Genomic DNA, 20423 nt, shown 5'->3' on the forward strand with positions numbered 1-20423 from the left:
GACGGGTAGCACGCCGCCCGCCCCATAAACCATCTTGTCACCCTACGCATCACAGATTTCACTGTGCGTGCCGAAGCGTGTACGCTGCGGCTCGGCTACGTGTAGCCGAGCCGCAGGATCAGTACGTCCAGCCCGTGACCGCGACGTACCACCACAGATCCGAAGGTGCTTCGCAGCATCGCGAGTTCAGTCTTGCCGCAACGTGTCATCTAGTCCGGCCACGCGGATCACGGGACTGCGGAACGGCTGCCCCGAGGAACGTTGCAATGACCACTGAGCATGCCCGAAAGAGCGCTGTCGGCGATCAGTCGCGCACCACCGGATCGAACGTTCTACGGGCAGCACACGCTCCCACTGGTCTGAGCCAGGGCCAGGCGCCGCGTACGACGCCTGCAGGCCAGCAATTCGCGCCGCTGGCAGACACTCTTGGCCGCTTCGCCGGTGTCGTCAGTAATCGGCGCTGGCTGGTCGATGCGCGCCAAGCGCTGGAAGGCTGGGGCCTGGCGCGCGGGCTGACTCCCATCGAAGCGCCAGCGCACTCTCAAGAAGTCTTCGTAGAGGCACAGCTCAACCAGCAAGTGCCGCAACCGCGAACCGGAACCGTACCGGCGCTGTCTGGCTATCAGCATGCGCGGGTGATGCCTCCGGTAGCCGCCCGGCGCGACAGCTCTCCCGGATACTTACGGGCCCTACGTCGGGGCAGGCAGGCCGTGTTGCCAATGTGGGTCCTGGAGGCGATCAACGAGGTCGCGGCGCACGTGGCCCGCGGGCTGCATGAGGCGGGACTCGCCGAGCGCGTGGTGGCGATCAGGAGCCGAGACGGCAGGCTGAGCGAGCGCAAACGGATCGGATTCCAGCACGTGGAAGCGCTGGTCGTGGTCCTCAACTCGCTGGAGGGCATCAACCTGTACGCCGGTGAACGGAACGCGGAGGGCGGTGGCAGGGATGCCACGGCAACTCCCCGCGTGTGTCTCATCGCCCACGTCCAGACCGGCGGTAGGACAGCCCTACAGGCCGAGGGGCGTACTCAGCGCGACGAACGGTCCGCTCCTGTCCTCTATACCTGCGAGGCCGGCACCGAAGAAGCTGAGCGAACCGCCGCGACGTTCCGGTCCCTGTCGAACACTCCCAGCCCGAACATGAACGACCGTGCAGATCAGATCACCCCTCAGGACACAGCATGAGCATCGAGACTTCGAGCCTCGCCCATCAGCCATGGGTGCAGGTGCGCGATCTGAGTGGACAACGCTCTGTAGTCTCCGGCTGCACAGCGCTGGAGAAGGCCGACAATTTCGTACTCGACGCCGCCGACCCCCTGGAACACGCCGCCATCGTCCGCTTCCTGGTCGCTGTGATCTGCGCCGCCGGCCTGTCCCCCGCTTCTGAGAACGAGTACGGCCACCGGTGTGCAGACGCCAGCTCAATGGACTGGGGCAAAGCCGCGCAGTGGCTTGGAGATCACGCGGGTGACGTCGACCTGCTGGACCCGCAGCGGCCCTTGTTCCAGGACGCCACCCTGCACGAGGTGCCCCGGCCTCGCGCACTACCGGCTCGCTACCTCGACCTGACGGCGGCCGGTGCCATGGGGCGCCCGCTACTTGCCGACCACCGCCATCTTCACGCCGAGCTCCCCGCACTGTCACCCGCCCGGGCCGCCGTCCTTCTCCTCACCCAGCAGATGTGGGCTGTCGGTGGCCGACTGCGCTGCTCGGACGCGGTGTACGGGCCTGGATCCAACTACAGCTCCGCCGCAGCCGCGTGCGGCAAGCTCATCTGGCTGGCCCAGGGCACACTGGCCACCGTGCTGTCCTGGCGCACTGTGCCCACCCCCTCCCCCGGCATCGCGAACTGGACCTACCGGGCCCGCGGCTCACCTGGGCAGCGGGATGAACCAACCGGGGAACTCGACGCCCTGACATGGATGCCCCGGCGCGTGCTGTTCACATCCGACAGCGACGGCCTGATCGACCGCGCCCACTTCACGCAGGGCTGGCACCGTGCGGCTGCCATGCCGGGCCGGCCCGGCAGCGCTGACCTGCTGTTCACCGACAGCGGCAAACCCCTGCCCTGCACCGCCCTGAAGACACCCGACGACCTGGTGCCAGCCGTCGAACGCTGGTGGCAGGCGGGCGAAGGCTCCCTGCCGGCCCACATCCGTACCGCCACCCGGCTCACCGGCTGCCCACCTCCTGCCATGCGGGTCATCGGTATCGCAACCGACAGGAAAAAGCTTCTGCACATCCGCGATGTCACCGTGCCGCCGGACATGCTCACCGATGAAAGCGCAGAAGACGCCGCAAGGTACCTGGGCACCCTGCGGCGCAAGACCGACGGCCGACCACTGGCGCTGACCGACTTGTCCGGCACCATCCTGCTCACCGACCCGGCCTTCCGCCACGCCGACGAGAGGGATCGGGCGCACCGCGCCGCCCGCGCCCACCACGTGCTCGCCCCGACCCTCCGTGACACGGCGGTCGAGCGAAGCCGCCTGTACCGCGTCCTGACCGCCTGCGCCAAAGAGAAAGACCCCAGCATGACTTCGTTGTTCGTTACCGCCCAAACCAGCGCGCCCAGCGTGACCACCTTTGGCGAACAGATGGAAAGACGTCTGCACGGCATCCGCGCCAGTGAGGACAACCGCGAACTGCTGGGTCAGATGCGGTTGTGGACCAGCTCACTGAACACGCACAACCAAGCCAGTGAAGCGGTCACCCGCGACCTGCCCGCCAACTACCGGGACGCCGCCCTGCTCACCGCCGCCCTCTACGCCGCCCACGCCCAGCTGCACCCACAGCCCTTCGGGCGCACACCACTGCCCCGGCTGATGCGCGCCTTCGGTAACGGCCAGAGGTACGGCCCCCGGCACGCGCCCACCGAAACGTTGATGAAGCACCTGCTGGCGACTACCCGGCCCCGCCTCCTCCTTCCCACCCTCACCCAACTCGTTCGCTACGCCGCCGCCCACGAGATGACCCCGTCCTGGTCGGCCCTCGCAGAGGACCTGGCCGCCTGGAACACCGCCACGCGCAACCAGTGGGCCGCGATGTTCTACACCAGCCAGCCCCTCAACGAGCTCAACCAGATCGGAACCCACGCCTGATGGCCCTCACCGACATCGCCGCCGACCCCCGGCTCATCGACACCACTAGTCACGACGGCGCATTTGTCGTCCTGCACACCCTCACTACATATACCGGCGTTTCCCTGAACAGAGACTTCTCCAACCTGCCCAAGACCGTCCAGTACGGCGACGCGCTGCGTATGCGGCTCTCCGCCCAGGCCAAGGACCGGGCCGCCCGCGACCTCTTCCGCCGCTACACCGACGAGACCGTCCAAGCCACCGCCCGCTCCCGGTACCTGCCCCAACAGACCGCACGCCACCTACAAGGCATGCGGCCCTCCGATGACGACGTACACGCACAAGCGGCGCTCATCGTCGCGGCCACCGGCATGCAAATCGACAAGAGCGATACCCAGCGCACCCGGGCCATCGCCTACGTACCGGCCCAGGCACCCGAACGTCTCGCCGAGCTCGCCGCCGACGTCTGGGACGACACCCAAGACGCACGGAACAAGATGCGCGAGGCCATCGACAAGTCACTCGCCGCCCGAGCAAAGAAGATCCCGGCCCAGAAAAACACCGACAGCGACACGGCAGAACCCTCCGGCAGGAAGGGCCCGGACACCGCGGGCATCGCCGCACCGCCCCTGCCCCAGCACATCATCCAACGAGCCCAGGCAGCATTCGCACCGGGCATCAGCGCCGAACTCGCCGTCTTCGGGCGGATGCTCGCCGAAGTCCCCGACGCCACCATCTACTCCGCCGCCCAGGTCGCCCACGCCTTCAGCGTCGACCCCATCGCCACCATCGCCGACGACTGGACGGCCAAGGACGACTGGCAAGACCTCGGTGTCTTCGGAGCAGCCGGCAAGGGCACGACCTTCCTCGCCTCTGGCACGCTCTACCAATACGCCGCCCTCGACCGCCGGGCCGTCCGCACAACCCTCTCCAAAAGCGCCTCACCTGAGGAAACCGAAAATCTGGCGCGTCTGGCCGAGCAACTGTTCATCACCGCGCTCACCTACGCGACACCCTCCTCCGCCCGCTCCCGCACCGGTTCCACCACCTGCCCCACCCTCACCATCGCCGCCACCACCAACTACCCCTTCACCGCTGCCCCCTGCTTCGAATCCGCCATCGAAGCCCCCGCAGCCGTCACCGCCGCCCAACGCCTCGCCGCGTACCTGCGCCGCTCGCAGCGTCACACCCCGCTCCTCGGCGGTACATGCCGCTGGCTGCCACCCGGCGGGGAACCCTGCCCCGAACTTCCGGCATCCCTCACCTGCGAGGACGAGTGACATGCCGACCTGTCTGATCCGCCTGTGCGGTCTCATGCAGGCCTGGGGCGTCCACACCCCATACGAGGCCCACAACGACACCCTGGCCCGACCGACCAAATCCGGAGTCATCGGCCTCGTCTGCAACGCACTCGGCTACGACAGCCGCCACAACATCGACAACCTGGCCAGCCTGCACTTCGCAGTGCGGGCCGACCGCCCCGGTCACCTGGAAAGCGACGACCAGACCGCGGGAGACGGCGACTTTCCCCTGGACATCCTCACCGCAGCGCGCAATCCCCAACTCGCCGAACACCCGGACCGGTTCCGCTACGCCGCCCCCCGCGAAATCGACCCCACCACCGGCGCCTCATGGAAGCGCAACACACGCAAGACGGTCATGGGCAACAAGACCTACATCGTGGACGGCTCCTTCCTCGCCGGCCTTACCGGCCCCGCACCTCTCATCGACTCCATCCACCAGGCACTCGCCCAACCCGCGCGCCTGCCCTACCTCGGCCGCAGATGCTGCCCTCCATCGCGCCCACTCGCTCACGGCACTACCCATCACGAGACTGACTGGCCCGACCACGTCCCACTGCTGCCCAACGCCACCACCCACCACCCCAAGACCTGGCAGGAAAGCCCCAACCCCTCGGCAGCAGCGCTGCCCGAACAGCCCCCCACCACCTACCACCGCCGCAACCACCACAACCTCCCCATGACCAGCCGCACCACCGCACCACCCGCCGCACCCCAGGAAGCTGACTCATGACCGCCAGCACGCACGACCTCCTCGACATCGGCCTGCCCGACCCCCAACAAGCCGTCCTCCAGGTGTGGCGCAGCGCACTGACCCTCGCGCCCCTTACGACAGCCGCGTGCACGGACGCCCACCGGCTGCATCAACTCGTCGAGAGAGGCCTGGGCACCCCTGAGACCACCGCCGACCGCAACGGCCGCATCCTGTTCACGGCAGCCCGCAACCCTGCAGTCACCAACAGCCGACACCCACACGCCCTCGACGCCGGCCCACCTCACACGCTGCTCGTCCAGACACCCTCGCCACCGGACTGGACCGCGCTGCTGAGCTCCAACGCCATCACCGGCACCACGACGCAGGGGGTGCTCCAAACCTGGGCCACTGGCGACACCGCCGAGATCCGCACCGTCGCCTGCCCACTCGTCTCCAGGAACGACGACACCGGAAAGCGCCGCCGCGCCCCCCTCATCAGCCCCGATGAATGCGGAGCCTGGCTACGGGACCGCCTACACAAAGCGGGGTGCAAACTCGCTCCGCACGACATCACCATGGAGCCCCCCGAACGCATCCAACTACGCGGGAAGGCAATTACCCTCCGCCTGTTCCGCGCCACCGCCACCATCTACGATCCCCACGCGTTCACCCACCTGCTCGCCACCGGCCTTGGCCACAACCGCGCATGGGGGGCCGGCCTCGTACTCGCCCGACCAACAGTCAAAGAACGGCAAAGCCAACAAAGCATCCCAGCACAGGGGCCCGCCCTGCGCCAGGAAATGAGCGAGCTGCCGTAGGTTGGCGCTACTAGCAGATCGAGTCCCGCCCCTGCACCAGGGGATGACCGGTTGCTCAGCTTAGGTCCGAGGTGCACCTACCGTCCGCCCCTGCGCCAGGGGATGACTCCCATGAGGAGGTCTTCGTCCCCAGAAGCTGACGTCCTGCCCCTGTATCAGGGGATGGACCGTTCGCGCCAACGTGCGCGTAGCCGTTACGGCAGGCGCAGCCATGCGTTCCTACCTCAGTGATCGCTTGCATCGGCGGTCGGTGGCCGCATGGCAGTGGAGCCGGTTGGCGCGTCGGTCTCTGGACGCGCCCGCTGAGCTGGTTACACGGTTGGCCGCAGGGTTGGTCACGGTCCCTTCTTCGTAGGTCCCAAGAGGCTCAGTTCCAGGGGATCTTCGGTACAGCTACTTTGTGTAGTTGTAAACGGTTGCTCGGGAGACGCCGAGTCGGTCAGCGATGTGCTGTGCGGAACTTCGGGTCTCGAAGAACCCCTCCCGATGCAGTTGCTGGACGAGTTCACGCTTCTGGTCGCGGTTGAGGCTGCGTGGGGTGCTGGAACGCTCCGCCGCGAAGGAGTCGATGACCGCTCGGAGTTCGCGTTCGGTGCGGTCGCGCAACGTCTCGACGGCCTCGTCTCGGTATTCGATCTCTGTGGCAACGAGGTTCGCCAGGGTCAGCGATAGCGGGGACAACGTGCTGACGTCGAGGTTCAGGCACAGTGCGGCAACGTAGCGCCCATCGGCATTCTTGATACCGATCGAAGTGCTCTTAGCCGGGCGTCCGTCGGGAAACTGGTTGCTGTAGTTCTGGATGACGCTGGGGTAGCTGGGGTCCGCGATTCGGCGTAGCCCTAGTTCGGTGGCCGAGTCGCCGATTTGTCGCCCGGACAGGTTGTTCTCGATGACGCGGATGGCGCTGTGAGGCTGGCGCAGGTCGTGCAGGACAACCTCGCACAACCCCGGGAACATGCGTCCGATGGCGACCGCGACTCGTTCTGCTTCCCGTAGGAGGTGCTCGTCGGCGAGTTCGTCATCGGATCGGAAATGGGAGGGCTCGGCCGACGGGTCCGGGCTGTCAGCCCGGTGGGGCGGCTTTGAGGGGTGAGCCATCGCGCTCTCCTTTCTCTTCTGGAGGTCAGTTGGAGGGCCCATCGAACACCGAGGCCATCTTTTCAGCGGACTTCAGCCCGGCACCGGTGAGCACGACCACCGGCTTCTGGTTCGGCACGATGTCTCCGGTCGCGATGAAGTGATCGAGCGTTGCCGCGGCGACGCTGCTCGTGGGCTCGGCGTACATGCCTCGCACGCCGAGCGCGCGGACCGCGGCGCGGATCTCCGCCTCGGGGACGGCGTATGCAGCGCCGTTGGAACGGCTGATGGCTGCACCGCCTCGGGCAGTCGGACCGGGTTGGCGATGGATGCACCTTCAGCGATCGTCGGTACCCGCTCGCCGCGGCTGGCCGGGTCGATGCCGTTGAACGTGTCGGCGATGGTGGCCCAGTGCTCGGGTTGCCCGACGAACAGGCGCGGGCGCTTGCTGATCTGACCGGCCTCGAGCAGCTCGCCGAACGCGATGTCGCAACCGATGATGTTGCTGCCTGCCCCGGCTACTAGGACGACGTTGTCGGGCGTCCTGAAGCCGAAAGACTCCCACATCTCGTAGGCGATGGTCTTCGTGCCCTGGATGAACATGGGGCGCCAGTCGTGGCTGGCATAGGGAATCTGCGCCGACTGTCGAATCGCCTCGTCCGCGACCTCTTCGCGTGTGCCGTTCACGAGTTCGATCTCGGCTCCGTAGGCGCGTGCCTGGAGAATTTTGGCCGCCGAGGTGGCGGCGGGAACGATGATCTTGGCGCGGATGCCGGCAGCGGCGGCGTAGGCGGCGACCGCACAACCACCGTTTCCCGAACTGTCCTCGAGCACTCGCAGGGCGCCGTGTCTTGTGAGGTGGGACATCATGACCGACACGCCTCGGTCCTTGAAGCTAGATGTCGGGTTGAGCCACTCCAGCTTGAAGTGGACGCGCCGACCAGCCCAGTCGACAGGGATCATGGGCGTCCATCCTTCTCCCAAGCTCACTCGGTGAGCGGCCGGGACAGGCAGTGCCGCATGGTATCGCCAGATAGACCGTTCCGCCGTGTCGATCTGTTCGGGACGCAGGCCTGGCTGCGCGCTGACGGCGAGAGGGCTACCGTCCTCGCCTCGCCAGCGGAGGTTGTCCAGGCAGTAGCGGTTCCCGGATCGGCCGTACAGGTCGGGTGCAGCAGCGGCTCCGTGCCGTTCGGCGTTCATGGTCCCCTCCGGCTTCTTCTCGGGGAGCGGTCAGCAGTGTTCTTAGCGGCCCGCGACGGTGTCGGCCGGCACAAGGCATCGGTGGCGACTTGAGGACTCGTGTTGGCGGTCAGGTTGCAACTGGTCGACCCGCTCCTCAGCCGCCGCCCACCACATTAGATGCATCATCCAAAGTTGTACACCGCGTCTAATGGATTGAGACTCGTGGTGGGGTGCATACCTGTTTCGCAGGCGCACGGCAGCACCGGCGCGGCGGACAGTACCGGGCCCCCGACTGAAGAGCGCATCGCTGTTGCGCATAACTGCACGCTTGATGACGCCGGTGATGCCGACCGCCATGTCGACTGGAGGGTCGCCATACGTCGCAACAGGTCGGCCACCGTGCCCCAACTCCGCGCCGGACTGGAGGTGAAGACCCAGGCCGACCGCGGCCCCGGCCGGGCGTTGGAGATAGGCCCGGCAATCGACGCCGCGGCGCCCGAGGACCAGACGAAGCCCACCAGCAAAGCAGTCCCGGCAGGCACGTCCTCGTCGGTGCCCAGGTCATCGAGTGGACACGCCCCCCTTGCCCGATCCCGCGACGGCCCCGGTCGTCGTCGGCCAGGTGCTCGTGTCGCGATCCGGGCAAGCGTCGAACCGGGCTTCTTCGAGGGCGTGCCCAACGGCGCCGGCGTCCAGGCCCTTCGCCCGGCAATCCCCCACGCTCTGCCGGTACGGACGGGGTCTACCGGCCCGCCCAGGAGAACCGCGTACCGACCGCCTGCCCTTCGGCTCGTCGACCCCCGGCGGTACGGGCCGAACCTCAAGCCCTCCTGCCGTAACCGTCGGCGCCGCGCGGCGTTAAGCCAAGCGCGTCTCCCCCAGGGGCACGCGTGGGAGCCCCCGAGCCGCGCCCGGCTCGGGGGCTCTCAGCGTCCGTCACCGTGCTGCAGGCTGCCGGAGATGCCAAGAATGTCCGCAAGAAGGGCCCCGGCGCGGCCAGCCACAGCGAGGCCACCTCAACCAAGGGTGACGCAGACCTGTCATGACCTTCGGACTCGGCGTTTACTCCTTCGGCAACACCCCTCGCGGCAGCGATGGACGGCCCCGGCCCCACCGCTAAGGCCATGGGCTGGCAACTCGTTGGCGTCGAGCGCTCGGCTGGAGGAGCTGGTCGCGAAGCTCTACGTCGCCTGAGCCGTCGGCGAACCGTGATGTACGAAAGGGCGCTCAGGTTGGTTTTCCTGTGACGAGGTCAGGGGTTGAGTTGCGCTCTTCGGTAACTGAGCCGTAGGTCCGCCGCCCGAGGCCGCCTGGACTGAACGCGATAAATTCATCGAGATCCGTCAGGGCGATGCTGGCCAGCAGCGGCGAGAGGAATCCCACCGGGCAGAGCGCCAGACACGCCGGCCTCTATCTCGGCGATGTACCTGGCCCCTCAGGGCACTCCGAGGGCCCTCAGCAGCTGCTGAGGGCCCTCGGCGAGTTGCAGCGGCAGCCTCGTGGTAACCCTCGAGTCGTAGGGCCAAACGGCGGCTCTGCTTGCTATGCCAACGGTAGTAGGTCACTCACCGGCGGGTGTTCGGCTACTCGGCCTGTGTGGGTTCACATGACTGTAAGGCGGTAGAAGCGCCTGCGGCCGAGCTGCATGGTGTACGTACCTGCGCTGACATTGTGGTGTGCGTCTTCGACGACTTCGCCGTCGAGGCGGACGCCCCGTCCCTCGATCGCCCTGCGGGCATCGCTGAGCGAACTGGCCCAGGACAACTCAAGCAGGATTTTGGGCAGGTACTGCTCGGTCGTTGTGCCCTCCGGCATGTCGGTCGGAGCTTCGCGGCGTACGTGGCGTTGGTTGAACGCCTCTTCCGCCCGTTCGGCCGCGTCCGCGCCGTGAAACATTGCGGCCATGCTCTTGGCTAGGGCACGCTTGAGTGCCACCCCACCGTTGTTCTGCAACATGTTCTCTTTGTCGGCCCCCGGCAGGTCTAGTGCGAGGCGCACGTACTGCTCCATCGCCTCGTCGGGAATCGACATGGCCTTGCCGAAGATTTCCTCCGGCGTCTCCGCGACACCGATGAAGTTCCCGTAGCTCTGGCTCATCTTCTTCTTGCCGTCGGTGCCTACCAGCAGAGGTGCGCAGAGGCACGCCTGAGGGGCCTGCCCTGCACGTTGTTGGAGGGTGCGCGCGAGCATGAAGTTGAACTGCTGGTCCGTCCCGCCCAGTTCCACGTCGGCCTCGACGGCGACCGAGTCGTAGCCTTGGAGGAGCGGGTACATAAATTCGATCATGGAAATGGGTTCGTGGGCAGTGTGTCGCTTGCGGAAGTCGTCCCGTTCCAGCAGTTGAGCGACGGTGACCTGTGATGCGAGTTCGAGGGTCTCCTGCATGCCCATGCGTCCCAGCCATTCGGAGTTGCGGCGTACTTCAAGCCGCTCGGGCGACAGAATTTCGAGGAGGGCAGCCGTGCAGGCTTCGATGTAGCGTTCCACTTCGGAGCCGTCGAGCCTGCGTCGCGTCTGAGATTTCCCTGAAGGATCACCGACCTGTGCGGTGTAGTCCCCGATGATGAGTACGGCCGTATGGCCGAGCTCCTGGAAGCGTCGCAGCCTGCGCAGCGGGACGGACCACCCCCAGGTGACTGCTGCTGCCGTGGGGTCTACACCGAACTTGACCCGCAAGTGTTCCTTGTTCTTGAGCTTTTCGGCCAGGCTGCCCGGAGGGACCTCGAGGAATCCGTCCTCCATGAGATACGCCGCCTGTGCCTCAGCTTCCCGGAGGCCGGCAGGAAGAGCGGGAGGCGTGTAGGGCATGGGGGGATCCCTTCAAAAGTGTCGGTTGGCTGCGCAGCTTACTCGTGGAGAGGCGTGCTTTTCAGCGAGTCCACTACGTGGGCGTGGAGTTGGCCATTGATCCGCAGTCGGTGCAAGCCGGGTTGTGGGGGGCGCCTGGTCGCGCGGTACAGCGTTCGATGGAGCGTGCTGTGGACGACTTGGTGCGAAGATCGCGCGCCGCGGCGCGTATCGACCGCTTAGAACCAGTCCTCGCGCGACCACGGGCCGTGGCGTAGCCAGTTCCCGCTGGACGGACATGCTGCGTTGATCCGTTCCGAAGAATCGGCTCGGGACGTGCGTCCACCGTTGATCGACCAAGTTTTTCTTGCTCTGTCATTCTGTGGCCGGATAACAGTATGAGTGTTCGTCGCGCTCGGGCAGACAGCGTCACCCTGAGTGAACAAGGTCATTTCCAGGTCGTTACGAACGACGCCTCGAACGAAGGGAGGACCAAGGCGGGGTGCTGCCACTACGGTTGCTCTTTGCGATGAACCGAGCGGAGATCCGCATAGCCGATCTTTGGCCGTGGATACAAAAATGCAGATCGTCGATATTGTTGCAATGACTGCCTGTGGTCAACGAGGGGCGGGGGTGACGGAATCACGATCAGCGCAAATGGCCGAAACCGGGCCCGTTTCCCAATATGCGGTGTATTGACTTCCGTCGGGCATGAAATCTAGGCTCCGCCCTGACCTGGCAACTCGCGAAAGGATCTTAAATGACTCCGAAGGCGATCAAGGAAATCGATCAGGTTCCGGAGAGTGCGATGTACGACGCGGTTCAGAAATTGTCTGTCGCAGACATAGAAGAAATCAGCATCAGCGACATCAGCGCTCTCGACAGTCGGCCTCTCAAGGACCTGCTCAACCACGCTGTCTCGGACCGTCTGGCGCAGCACATGGGAGGCACCTACACGTCGCCTCCGAAGGCGTCCATCGCCGAGATCAATTCCTGAAGCCGCACTGGCGGATCGCCGGCCGTTCATTCCAGCGCATCCGCCAACTTGGCCGCCCCCCTATCAGGGGGCGGTTCCGGCCGCTGCGGACAGGTGGCGCGGGACGGGAGCGTCCTTGCGAGCTGTCCCTCGCCTGCTGTGCTGGACAGACGACCTACGAGGACGGTAGATGAACGAGTTCAACGTGGTGATTCTCGGATGTGGCGGTTACATCGGAAGCCACCTGCTCGACAGGCTCCTTGCCAAGGACGGGGTCAGCGTCTCCGGCTGGGATCTGGAAAATCGGAAGATCGAACAGCACCTTGATGACCCGCGGTTGCGGTTCCATTTGGCCGATCTGGGATCCACGCAGTCTCTGGCGGAGCTGGAAAAAGAAATAGATGCGGCGGACGCGGTGATAAATCTGGCCGCGATTTGCAACCCGGCCGAATACAACACGGAGCCGCTGCGTGTCTTGAAGGCCAACCTGTTCGATCTCCAGCCGGTGATCGATCTGTGTGCCGCCGCCGGAAAATGGATCATTCACTTCTCAACGAGCGAAGTGTACGGCCGCACCCTTTCCAGCTATATTCCGTCGGACGGAGAGGTGCGCGACGACCATTTCGTGCTGCGCGAGGACTCGACCCCTCTGATCATGGGACCGGTCAAAAATCAGCGGTGGACCTACGCGTCGGCCAAACAAGTGGTGGAGCGTTTGATATTTGCCCACCACTACGAAAGCGGCATGCCGTTTACTATCGTCCGTCCGCTGAACTTCTTCGGACCGCGCATGGACTACTTGCCCGGGCATGACGGTGAGGGCATCCCAAGGGTCCTTGCATCCTTCATGTCCGCCCTCATCGACGGAAAGCCCATGCAGCTGGTGGACGGAGGAACAGCCAGGCGGACGATACTGTCGATCGACGACGCGATGGACGCCGTCATGCTGATGCTGGAGCGTCCCGAACAGGCCCGAAATCAGATCTTCAACCTCGGCAATCCCCACAACGAGGTCACCATCAGCGAACTGGCCCAGACCATGCGCCGTGTCTATGCCTCGATCACAGGCGACCCGTCGTTCGGGCGCCACCCGATCGTGTCAGTGCCGGCCGAGGACTTCTACGGCCCGGGATACGAGGACTGCGACCGCAGGATGCCCAGTATCGAAAACGCCCGAAAACAACTCGACTGGAGCCCCACGAAGTCGCTGGAGCAGACACTCCTGGAGACGATGGCGGACTACCACGCGACCTACGTCTGCTCCTCCGCTGCCGCACCCGCTCGCCGGCCCGAGGCCGTCGGCCAGGCGGCACGGGCATGAGCGGCCTCCCCTCCGACCAAGACGCGTCGGGTCGATTACTGGGATCAGAGGAGAGGGACCTGCTCGAAAGCGTCATCAAGAGCGGCGTACTCAATTCGACCCGCGGCAGGTTTGTCGCCGAACTGGAGTCCCGCCTTGGTGAACTGCTCGACGGCGCATGTGTGGTGGCCTGCTCCTCCGGTACCGCCGCCGTGCATACGGCGCTTGCGGCTCTCGACCCCGAGCCGGGGAGTGAGGTCATTACATCGGCGGTGACGGACTTCGGTGCCGTAGCGCCTCTCCTGTGGCAGGGCTGTATCCCGGTCTTCGCGGACGTGGACCCACGGACCCTGAACGTCACCCCGGCATCCGTCGAGGACCGGATCAGTCCCCGGACCTGCGCCATCGTCGTCACGCACCTACTGGGCAATCCAGCCGATGTGCCTGGCATCGCGACTGTTGCACGCGCACACGGCATACCCGTTGTGGAGGACTGCTCGCAGGCCTACGGGGCGACTCTCGACAGCAGGCCCGTGGGTACGTTGGCAGACATCGCCTGCTTCAGCCTCCAGCAGACGAAACACATCACCACAGGTGAGGGCGGCTTCGTATCGACCCGCGTTGGGGCTTTGGGGGACCGCATCCACCAGTTCGTGAACAAGGCCCGCAACTACGCTGACCCCGAACCGGAGCACCACTTTCTTGCCATGAACTACCGGATGACGGAGCTCCAAGGCGCTGTGGGCGTCGCCCAGCTGGCAAAGCTGACGGAGGTCGTGAGCCGCAGGCGTTCCTTGGCCGGGCGGCTGACTGCGGCACTCGAAGGCCACGAGGGCTTGAGCACGGCAACTGTCCTCCGAAACTCCGCCTCCCACTCCTTCTGGCGCTTTCCTGTACATGTGGACAGCGGGACGGTGCCCGGTGGCATGCAGGCCCTTGCGCGGGCGCTGAAAGCGGCCGGCGTGCCCTGCGCCGCGGGCTACCAGCGTCCCGCGTTTGAGTGGCGTGCGATCAAGGAGCAGCGCACGTTCGGTACGAGCCGCTATCCGTTCACCCTTGCGCACCCTCAGGCCGTCGACTACGCCCCCCATCGCTTCAAAGGCACGCACGAAGGGCTCCGCAATGTCGTGGTCTTGCCTTGGAACGAGTGCTACACGGAAGCCCACGTGGAGCGAATCGGTGCGGTGTTGTCCGCTGTGCACGGTGAACTCACTGGGCATGGAGAAGGGATAGCCCGGCGTGAATGACCTGGCCTTGATCGACATGCGTCTGCTGCCCGGTGGCCGGCGGGCCGTGCGCGAGGTGCTGTCCGATGCCCTGCGCATTGCCCCGTACGGCTGTGTACTGCGCGGCTCCGGATTCCTTGATGTGCCGGGTGCCCAACGAACTTCGTGGGTCAAGGAGCTGACGGAGCTGATGGGCAGCGTCTCCGATAGCAACCGCTTCGACGAGCGCAGTGGTGTGTTCGTGGACGAGGTCGCCCCCGTGGAGCCGGCGAGCAAGGACGTCACCTTCGCTCTGGGGGCCTGTGAGGCACACTCGGACGAAAGCTCGAAGATTCAGCCCGAGGACATCGTTTTCCTGTGGTGCGTCCGCCCCGCCGAGCATGGAGGCGAAAGCCTGTTGTGGCCCGTAGAGGAGCTCGTTGAGGACATCAGCGTCCAGCCGGGCGGCACGGAGGCACTGGAGACCTTGCGAGGACCCGACTTCCTCTTCGGAGGGCGTCTGCGTAATCCGCCCCGCGTCCTCAGGGGCCCTGTTCTTTTTGGAACCAACGGCATCCGGTTTCGGCTGGGCTCCTTGCTTGACGCGCAGGACGTTTCCGGCATGCCGATGTCCGACGCCCAAGCGACGGCCGTCGGACAACTGACCGCCGCGGTGCGGCGAGTACGGCCATACCGTGCCGCGCTGGATGCGGGCGACGTGCTGGTGTTCATGAACCGCAAAACTTTGCACGCTCGATCGGACTTCACGGATCGCGACCGGCTGCTGCTGCGCACGCGGTGCTTCAGTCCGGATCTGTCGAACAGCGACGAGGACAGCGCGGGGTGGCTCTGATGGGCCCCACCCGCCTAGCAGCTGTCCTGTTCGATCTTGACGGTGTCATCGTGAACACCTTCGCGTACTGGCTGACGGTCATGAACCGGGCCGCCGTCCACTACCGGGCCCCCGCCATCAGCGCCGAAGACCTCCGCCGCACTTGGGGCCAAAGTCTGCAGGAGGACATACGCGACTCCTTCCCAGGACACGAAGCGGCAGAGCTGGAAGAGTTCTACCGTAACGAGATACCCGAGCTGGTAGAGCTGCTGAAAGTAGCCCCCAAAGCAGCAGCTGTGCTGGCCACGTTGCACCGCGGCGGCCTGGCCACCGGTCTGGTGACGAACGCATCTGGCTTCTTCGCCCGAACAGTGGTGGAACATGGCCGGCTGTCCTTTGACGTCCTGGTCACGGCCGAAGACGTCGGACGGCCCAAGCCCGCTCCTGTCTGCGTCCAGCTCGCCTGTGGACGGCTGAGTGTCAGGCCCTCGCGAGCACTGTTCGTCGGTGACTCACCCTTCGATCAGAAGGCAGCTGTGGCCGCCGGAGCCCATTTCGCCGGAATCGGCGACCAAGTGCACACGGGATTGAAACTTATAAGCTTGACCGACTTGCTCCACATGGAGGCGGAGTGAGCGCGCAATGGGATCTATCCCATCTACTGCCCAGTTCGAGAGAACCGGCCGTCGGCGTGCACAGTCTGCTCTCCCTCGCCGAGGCCGCCGCCGGGGAGCTTGCCGTGCACCGCGGCCGCGTCGCGGCGTTCTCCGGCGCCGAACTCGTGTGCTTCATGCAGAAGCTGGCGGAAGTCCGCGACCTGCTCGGCCGCGCCCGATGGTATGCGGCCCTGCGCCTGAGCGAGGACGTCGCGGACGACGAGCGTCTCGCGCTGGACCAATGCGTGAACGAGCGTGCCACCGCCGTTGACTCGCGGCTGCTGTTCTTCGATGTGGAATGGGCCGCCGTGCCGGCGGAGGTCGCCGAGGAACTGCTGCGCACGGACAGCCTCGACTTCTGCGGCCACCATCTTCGCCGACTGCGGGTCAACCGTCCCCACCTGCTGCCGGAAGCCGCCGAACGGGCCCTGGCGGAGAAGGCCGTCGTAGGCGCCCGGGCGTGGGAGCACCTCTTCGACGAACTCGTCGGTGCCATGGAGGTCGCGGACGGCACCGCAACCCAGTCGCTGGATTCGGCTCTCTCCCGGATGTCGTCGGCCGATCGAACTGAGCGTCGCCGTGTGGCCGATGCCCTCACAGCCGCATTTGTGCCGCAGTTGCGTACCCGGGCGTTCACGTACGGCACGATCCTGCGGGACGCTGCGATCGAGGACCGGCTGCGCGGCCGCAGCCACTGGCGAGCGCGCCGGAACGCGGAGAACCAGGTCTCCGAGGCTTCCGTCCAGGCGCTGCTGGACGCGGTGAGCAGCCGATACGACCTGGTGCGGCGGTGGTACCGGCTGAAAGCCCGACTGCTCGGAGTGCAGCGGTTGGCTCACTACGACCGCTCAGCCCCGATCGGCTCCGCCTCACGCGCGGTCAGCTGGCAGGAGGCGCGGGAGACCGTGCTCGACGCCTATGCGGCGTTCTCCCCTCAGCTGGAGCGGGCCGCCCGCAGGTTCTTCGTCGAGAACTGGGTGGACGCCCGCACCGGGCCGCGTAGGCGCCAGGGTGCGTCCTGTGAGTACACCGTTCCTTCCGTCCACCCCTACGTGCGGGTGAACTGGCAAGGCCGAGCGCCGGACGTCCTGACTCTGGGCCATGAGATAGGCCATGGAGTGCACGGACTTCTTGCCGCTCCCTGTGGCATCTTCCACCAACACGCACCGGTCACATTGGCCGAGACAGCCGCCGTCTTTGGCGAAACGCTCGTGCTGCGCCGCTTTGAGGCGATGGCCACCCTGCCTGCGCACCAACTCGACGTGCTCGCTGCGAGCCTCGACGGGGCTGCGTCGATCGTCTTCCGCCAGACCGCCTTGTCCCGCTTCGAGGAAAGGGCCCACCGGGCCGCCCGAGAGCGCGGCACACTGTCGGCCGACGACTTCGCAGACTTCTGGATCGACACCCAGTCGGAGATGTTCGGAACATCAGTCGACATTGACGACGATTACCGGCCATGGTGGTCCTACATCTCCCACTTCGTCGGCGTGCCCGGATACCTGTACTCCTATGTGTTCGGACATCTCCTGGGCCTGGCGCTTCACCATCGGTACATCCAGGGCGACACCTCCATACCGGCGTTGTACGTCCGGCTTCTGGAGGCGGGCGGATCTGCGGCCCCGAACAACCTGCTGCACGCCGTGGGCATCGACACTGAATCCGGCACGGTGTGGAACGAAGGGCTCGACTTGATCGAGCAGCAACTGAGGGCTGCGGAGCAGATGTCTTCCCTAGTGACGGACAGGAGCGCGGCGCGATGAGCTTTGACACGTTCGTATGGAAAGTCGCAAGCCGCTGCAACCTCGACTGCACCTACTGCTATGTCTACAACGCGAGCGACACGTCATGGAACGCGCAGCCGCGCTTCATGTCGGACGAGGTGGCGGCCGCTGCGGCTCAGCGCATCAAGACCCACGCTCAGGAACGGGCCTTGGAACGGGTGGTCATCAACTTCCACGGTGGAGAGCCCTTCCTGGGCGGAAGCCGCCACCTGGAAGCCCTGCACTCCCGTATCCGAACGACGTTCCGGGGCACTGGTATCGAGGTCGAGACGGCCGTCCAGTCGAACGGGCTACTCTTCAGCGCCGACATCGGAGACCTGCTTCTGGAACGGGACATCGGGCTGTACGTCAGCCTTGACGGACCACCGGAGATCAACGACCGGCGGAGAATCGACCTCCGCGGCGCCGGCACCGGCAAAGTGCTGGAGACCAGGCTCGAAACGCTTTGTACACAGCCGTACAAGCGGATCTTCCAAGGCTTCCTCTGCGTTGTGGACCCAGCGTCCGATCCGGCAGCCGTGCTCGACTACCTAGCCCAGTACGATCCCCCTCTCATCGATTTCCTGCTGCCCCTGAACAACCACGACACCATGCCGACGGGCGGCGCCGGGGCGTTCACGGACTGGCTGTGCGCCTGCTTCGACCACTGGATGGATTTGAACTCCGGCATCCAAGTCAAGACTTTCGCCTCCATAATTTTGGGCCTCCTCGGCAGAACGCGAGGCGACAGCGAGTCGGAATACCTCGTGGTCGAGACCGACGGGTCCATCGAGCTCGACGACACACTGAAGACAGCGTTCCACGGAGCAGCCACCCTCGGATACGACGTGTTCACCCACAGTTTGGAGGACGTATCGACCGACCCGCGACTGCTGCCACTCCGGGACGAAGTGGCACGCCTGAGCCCCACCTGCCGTGCCTGCGGCTTCGTCGAAATCTGCCGCGGAGGACACGTCTCGCACCGGTATTCGGCAGCCGACGGGCTCTTAAACCCCAGCGTCTACTGTTCCGCGCTCCAACAGCTCATCCTGCACACCAGGCAGCGACTGCTCCGTGAGATGCCCGCCGGGAACTCGGTATCCCACGCCGCCGGCTGAACCGGCTCCCGAGAAAGCCCCGAACACCAGCCGAGACGGAGAAGCCCATGAAGGTCGGTGCAGGACTTGCCATGATGAATCCCGGACTCCGCCCCGACGAGGAGGTCTACCGCACGGCGCTGCGCCTGGCGGACCTCGTCGAACCGCTGGGATACGACTCCATCTGGACTGTGGAGCATCATTTCACCGGGCACTCCCCGATTCCCAACGCCCTTCAGCTGCTCACCTACGTAGCCGGCCGCACGCACCGCATCGAGCTGGGCACCGCTGTGGTCGTCCTTCCCTGGCACAATCCCCTGCGGGTGGCCGAGGAGATCGCAGTCCTAGACCTTCTGTCGGAGGGCCGCGCCACGATCGGTTTCGGCCGGGGTGCCAGCGTGGTCGAATACGCGGGCTTTTGCATCCCGAGGCAGGAGGGGCTTGCACGGCTGAGCGAGGGCATCGACTTCGTGATCAGAGCCCTCACCACCGAGCGCTTCGCCTTCGACGGCCAGTTCTACAGCTGTCCCGAACTCGCTCTACGCCCGCGGCCAGTACACGATCCGGCACGCAGACTGCTGGGAGCTGCACACAGCACCCAATCGGCCCGCCTCGTGGGGGCAAAGGGGCTGCGTCTGCTCATCTCTCCCGAACGTGACCGGAGCATCGCTGAGGACATAATCCGGGGCTACCGCAGTAGCTCGCTCGAGCACGGTCACCAGCCGGCACCACCCACAATCCATTTGTACGTCTCGGTCGCACTCACCGCCGCCGAGGCACAGGTCCGCGCCCGCACATACATGACTCCGATGGTGGAATCTCTGGCCCGCCACTACAGGGGCACCCCATTGCCCGTTGTCACACCCAACGACGTACCCCAGGAGGGGGACGAAGAGCAGGAACCGCAGGCTTCGCCGAAGGGCGAGCTTTCACGAGCCACTGAGGCATTCATGGCGAAACACCTGGTCGGTACACCGGATGAGTGTGCCAGGCGCATACGCGAGTTCAAATGCATGTTCGGTGCGGACCATTTCATCGGCGAGTTCAGCTACGGCGCCATGCCGTACGAGGAGGCCGAGCAAAACATTCGACTCTTCGCGCGAGAGGTGCTTCCCAAGATCAGCACAGAGTGAACCTTCGTTCGGTTCGCCCAGCCCATCGGGGCTACCGCTTGCGATCCCGTCGCCTCCTGCGGCGGGAGGTTCGGGCTGGATTCCTCACACCCCTTCACTCTTGGCGATGGTGCTTCCGAAGCCCTTCGACGCTTCCATGGATGGACTGGACAACTTCCCTGGTCTCCGGCGTTCCGGCAGGTATGCCGAGCAATCCCGGTCGGGCTTTTGTGATCATTCCATTGGGACGTACCGGTCCTCCGCAATAGGCTGGCCTGCCCAGTCCGCGGTATCACAGCGGGATCCCACCCGTCAGGGCCCGTCTTCAAGATCGTCGGGTGGTTGATGCCCTACACGTCGACGCCAAGACCCCGGCAGCAACTGCGCTCAGGCTAACAGCGCGTCGAACGCCGTCACGAGCGTCACCAGGCCGCCGCACGGCCGGACATCGGCCCAGCACGGGCCCTTCGAGGAGGGGCCGAGGAAGGGCCGCGCGTATGCGATGCAGTTCGAGGATGCTGCCGCCGCAAAAAAATCGTCCGCG

General features: G+C 65.5%; 16 protein-coding genes. 13 read left to right on the forward strand and 3 right to left on the reverse strand.

Features of this window, described 5'->3' with window-relative positions:
- Positions 1–266 precede the first annotated feature (266 nt).
- Genes AS594_RS44185 through AS594_RS38250 form a run of 5 tightly spaced genes read left to right on the forward strand, consistent with a single transcriptional unit; the run spans position 267 to position 5892 of the window.
- The gene (locus AS594_RS44185; RefSeq protein WP_141746950.1) at positions 267–1184 is read left to right on the forward strand and encodes a hypothetical protein; all 918 of its coding nucleotides are present in this window, start codon (positions 267–269) and stop codon (positions 1182–1184) included.
- Positions 1181–3100: a type I-E CRISPR-associated protein Cse2/CasB gene (gene casB, locus AS594_RS38235; protein ID WP_069936118.1), complete on the forward strand. Its 1920-nt coding sequence runs from the start codon at positions 1181–1183 to the stop codon at positions 3098–3100. The genes AS594_RS44185 and casB overlap by 4 nt, the downstream gene beginning before the upstream one ends.
- Positions 3100–4359, forward strand: coding sequence for a type I-E CRISPR-associated protein Cas7/Cse4/CasC (locus AS594_RS38240; protein WP_069931025.1), 1260 nt, complete (start codon positions 3100–3102; stop codon positions 4357–4359). Before casB ends, AS594_RS38240 begins: the two co-directional genes overlap by 1 nt.
- A 1-nt stretch (position 4360) precedes the next feature.
- Positions 4361–5113, forward strand: a complete 753-nt coding sequence (gene cas5e, locus AS594_RS38245) for a type I-E CRISPR-associated protein Cas5/CasD (protein ID WP_069934107.1) — start codon at positions 4361–4363, stop codon at positions 5111–5113.
- The gene (locus AS594_RS38250) at positions 5110–5892 is read left to right on the forward strand and encodes a type I-E CRISPR-associated protein Cas6/Cse3/CasE (protein WP_069931192.1); all 783 of its coding nucleotides are present in this window, start codon (positions 5110–5112) and stop codon (positions 5890–5892) included. Before cas5e ends, AS594_RS38250 begins: the two co-directional genes overlap by 4 nt.
- Positions 5893–6285: 393 nt before the next feature.
- On the opposite strand, the gene AS594_RS38255 is transcribed toward AS594_RS38250, so the two are convergent.
- The 3 genes from AS594_RS38255 to tyrS all read right to left on the reverse strand — a co-directional run bounded on the left by AS594_RS38255 (position 6286) and on the right by tyrS (position 10962).
- The gene (locus AS594_RS38255) at positions 6286–6990 is read right to left on the reverse strand and encodes a helix-turn-helix transcriptional regulator (RefSeq protein WP_069936119.1); all 705 of its coding nucleotides are present in this window, start codon (positions 6988–6990) and stop codon (positions 6286–6288) included.
- 72 nt (positions 6991–7062) lie between these two features.
- A complete protein-coding gene (locus tag AS594_RS38260) occupies positions 7063–7932 on the reverse strand; it encodes a pyridoxal-phosphate dependent enzyme (protein ID WP_240509365.1) in 870 nt (289 codons plus the stop codon).
- 1824 nt (positions 7933–9756) lie between these two features.
- On the reverse strand, positions 9757–10962 hold the full coding sequence (gene tyrS, locus AS594_RS38265; protein ID WP_079148556.1) for a tyrosine--tRNA ligase: 1206 nt from the start codon (positions 10960–10962) through the stop codon (positions 9757–9759).
- Positions 10963–11701: 739 nt separating this feature from the next.
- Here tyrS and AS594_RS38270 point away from each other — a divergent pair.
- From AS594_RS38270 to AS594_RS38305, 8 genes are all read left to right on the forward strand, one after another.
- Positions 11702–11938: a hypothetical protein gene (locus tag AS594_RS38270; protein ID WP_069931195.1), complete on the forward strand. Its 237-nt coding sequence runs from the start codon at positions 11702–11704 to the stop codon at positions 11936–11938.
- Between the two features lie 169 nt (positions 11939–12107).
- Complete coding sequence (locus tag AS594_RS38275; protein ID WP_069931196.1) at positions 12108–13238, forward strand: NAD-dependent epimerase/dehydratase family protein; 1131 nt, start codon at positions 12108–12110, stop codon at positions 13236–13238.
- Positions 13235–14464, forward strand: a complete 1230-nt coding sequence (locus tag AS594_RS38280; protein ID WP_069934110.1) for a DegT/DnrJ/EryC1/StrS family aminotransferase — start codon at positions 13235–13237, stop codon at positions 14462–14464. The genes AS594_RS38275 and AS594_RS38280 overlap by 4 nt, the downstream gene beginning before the upstream one ends.
- Entirely contained in the window at positions 14457–15275 is an 819-nt protein-coding gene (locus AS594_RS38285) for a TauD/TfdA family dioxygenase (protein WP_069934111.1), read from the forward strand. The genes AS594_RS38280 and AS594_RS38285 overlap by 8 nt, the downstream gene beginning before the upstream one ends.
- Entirely contained in the window at positions 15275–15889 is a 615-nt protein-coding gene (locus tag AS594_RS38290; protein ID WP_141746949.1) for an HAD family hydrolase, read from the forward strand. Before AS594_RS38285 ends, AS594_RS38290 begins: the two co-directional genes overlap by 1 nt.
- Positions 15886–17670: a M3 family oligoendopeptidase gene (locus tag AS594_RS38295; RefSeq protein ID WP_079148557.1), complete on the forward strand. Its 1785-nt coding sequence runs from the start codon at positions 15886–15888 to the stop codon at positions 17668–17670. The genes AS594_RS38290 and AS594_RS38295 overlap by 4 nt, the downstream gene beginning before the upstream one ends.
- Positions 17667–18788 carry a radical SAM protein gene (locus AS594_RS38300; protein WP_069934112.1) on the forward strand — a complete coding sequence of 374 codons (1122 nt, stop codon included), beginning with the start codon at positions 17667–17669 and terminating at the stop codon, positions 18786–18788. The genes AS594_RS38295 and AS594_RS38300 overlap by 4 nt, the downstream gene beginning before the upstream one ends.
- Positions 18789–18835: 47 nt before the next feature.
- Positions 18836–19900 carry an LLM class flavin-dependent oxidoreductase gene (locus tag AS594_RS38305; RefSeq protein WP_079148558.1) on the forward strand — a complete coding sequence of 355 codons (1065 nt, stop codon included), beginning with the start codon at positions 18836–18838 and terminating at the stop codon, positions 19898–19900.
- Positions 19901–20423 lie beyond the last annotated feature (523 nt).

The sequence above is a fragment of the Streptomyces agglomeratus genome, assembly GCF_001746415.1.
Lineage (GTDB): Bacteria > Actinomycetota > Actinomycetes > Streptomycetales > Streptomycetaceae > Streptomyces > Streptomyces agglomeratus.

What these genes read in the sequence shown, in the direction of transcription:
- AS594_RS44185 (WP_141746950.1), top strand. Translation starts at nt 267, where the DNA reads ATGACCACTGAGCATGCCCGAAAGAGCGCTGTCGGCGATCAGTCGCGC.
- casB (WP_069936118.1), top strand. Translation starts at nt 1,181, where the DNA reads ATGAGCATCGAGACTTCGAGCCTCGCCCATCAGCCATGGGTGCAGGTG.
- AS594_RS38240 (WP_069931025.1), top strand. Translation starts at nt 3,100, where the DNA reads ATGGCCCTCACCGACATCGCCGCCGACCCCCGGCTCATCGACACCACT.
- cas5e (WP_069934107.1), top strand. Translation starts at nt 4,361, where the DNA reads ATGCCGACCTGTCTGATCCGCCTGTGCGGTCTCATGCAGGCCTGGGGC.
- AS594_RS38250 (WP_069931192.1), top strand. Translation starts at nt 5,110, where the DNA reads ATGACCGCCAGCACGCACGACCTCCTCGACATCGGCCTGCCCGACCCC.
- AS594_RS38255 (WP_069936119.1), bottom strand. Translation starts at nt 6,990, where the DNA reads ATGGCTCACCCCTCAAAGCCGCCCCACCGGGCTGACAGCCCGGACCCG.
- AS594_RS38260 (WP_240509365.1), bottom strand. Translation starts at nt 7,932, where the DNA reads ATGATCCCTGTCGACTGGGCTGGTCGGCGCGTCCACTTCAAGCTGGAG.
- tyrS (WP_079148556.1), bottom strand. Translation starts at nt 10,962, where the DNA reads ATGCCCTACACGCCTCCCGCTCTTCCTGCCGGCCTCCGGGAAGCTGAG.
- AS594_RS38270 (WP_069931195.1), top strand. Translation starts at nt 11,702, where the DNA reads ATGACTCCGAAGGCGATCAAGGAAATCGATCAGGTTCCGGAGAGTGCG.
- AS594_RS38275 (WP_069931196.1), top strand. Translation starts at nt 12,108, where the DNA reads ATGAACGAGTTCAACGTGGTGATTCTCGGATGTGGCGGTTACATCGGA.
- AS594_RS38280 (WP_069934110.1), top strand. Translation starts at nt 13,235, where the DNA reads ATGAGCGGCCTCCCCTCCGACCAAGACGCGTCGGGTCGATTACTGGGA.
- AS594_RS38290 (WP_141746949.1), top strand. Translation starts at nt 15,275, where the DNA reads ATGGGCCCCACCCGCCTAGCAGCTGTCCTGTTCGATCTTGACGGTGTC.
- AS594_RS38300 (WP_069934112.1), top strand. Translation starts at nt 17,667, where the DNA reads ATGAGCTTTGACACGTTCGTATGGAAAGTCGCAAGCCGCTGCAACCTC.
- AS594_RS38305 (WP_079148558.1), top strand. Translation starts at nt 18,836, where the DNA reads ATGAAGGTCGGTGCAGGACTTGCCATGATGAATCCCGGACTCCGCCCC.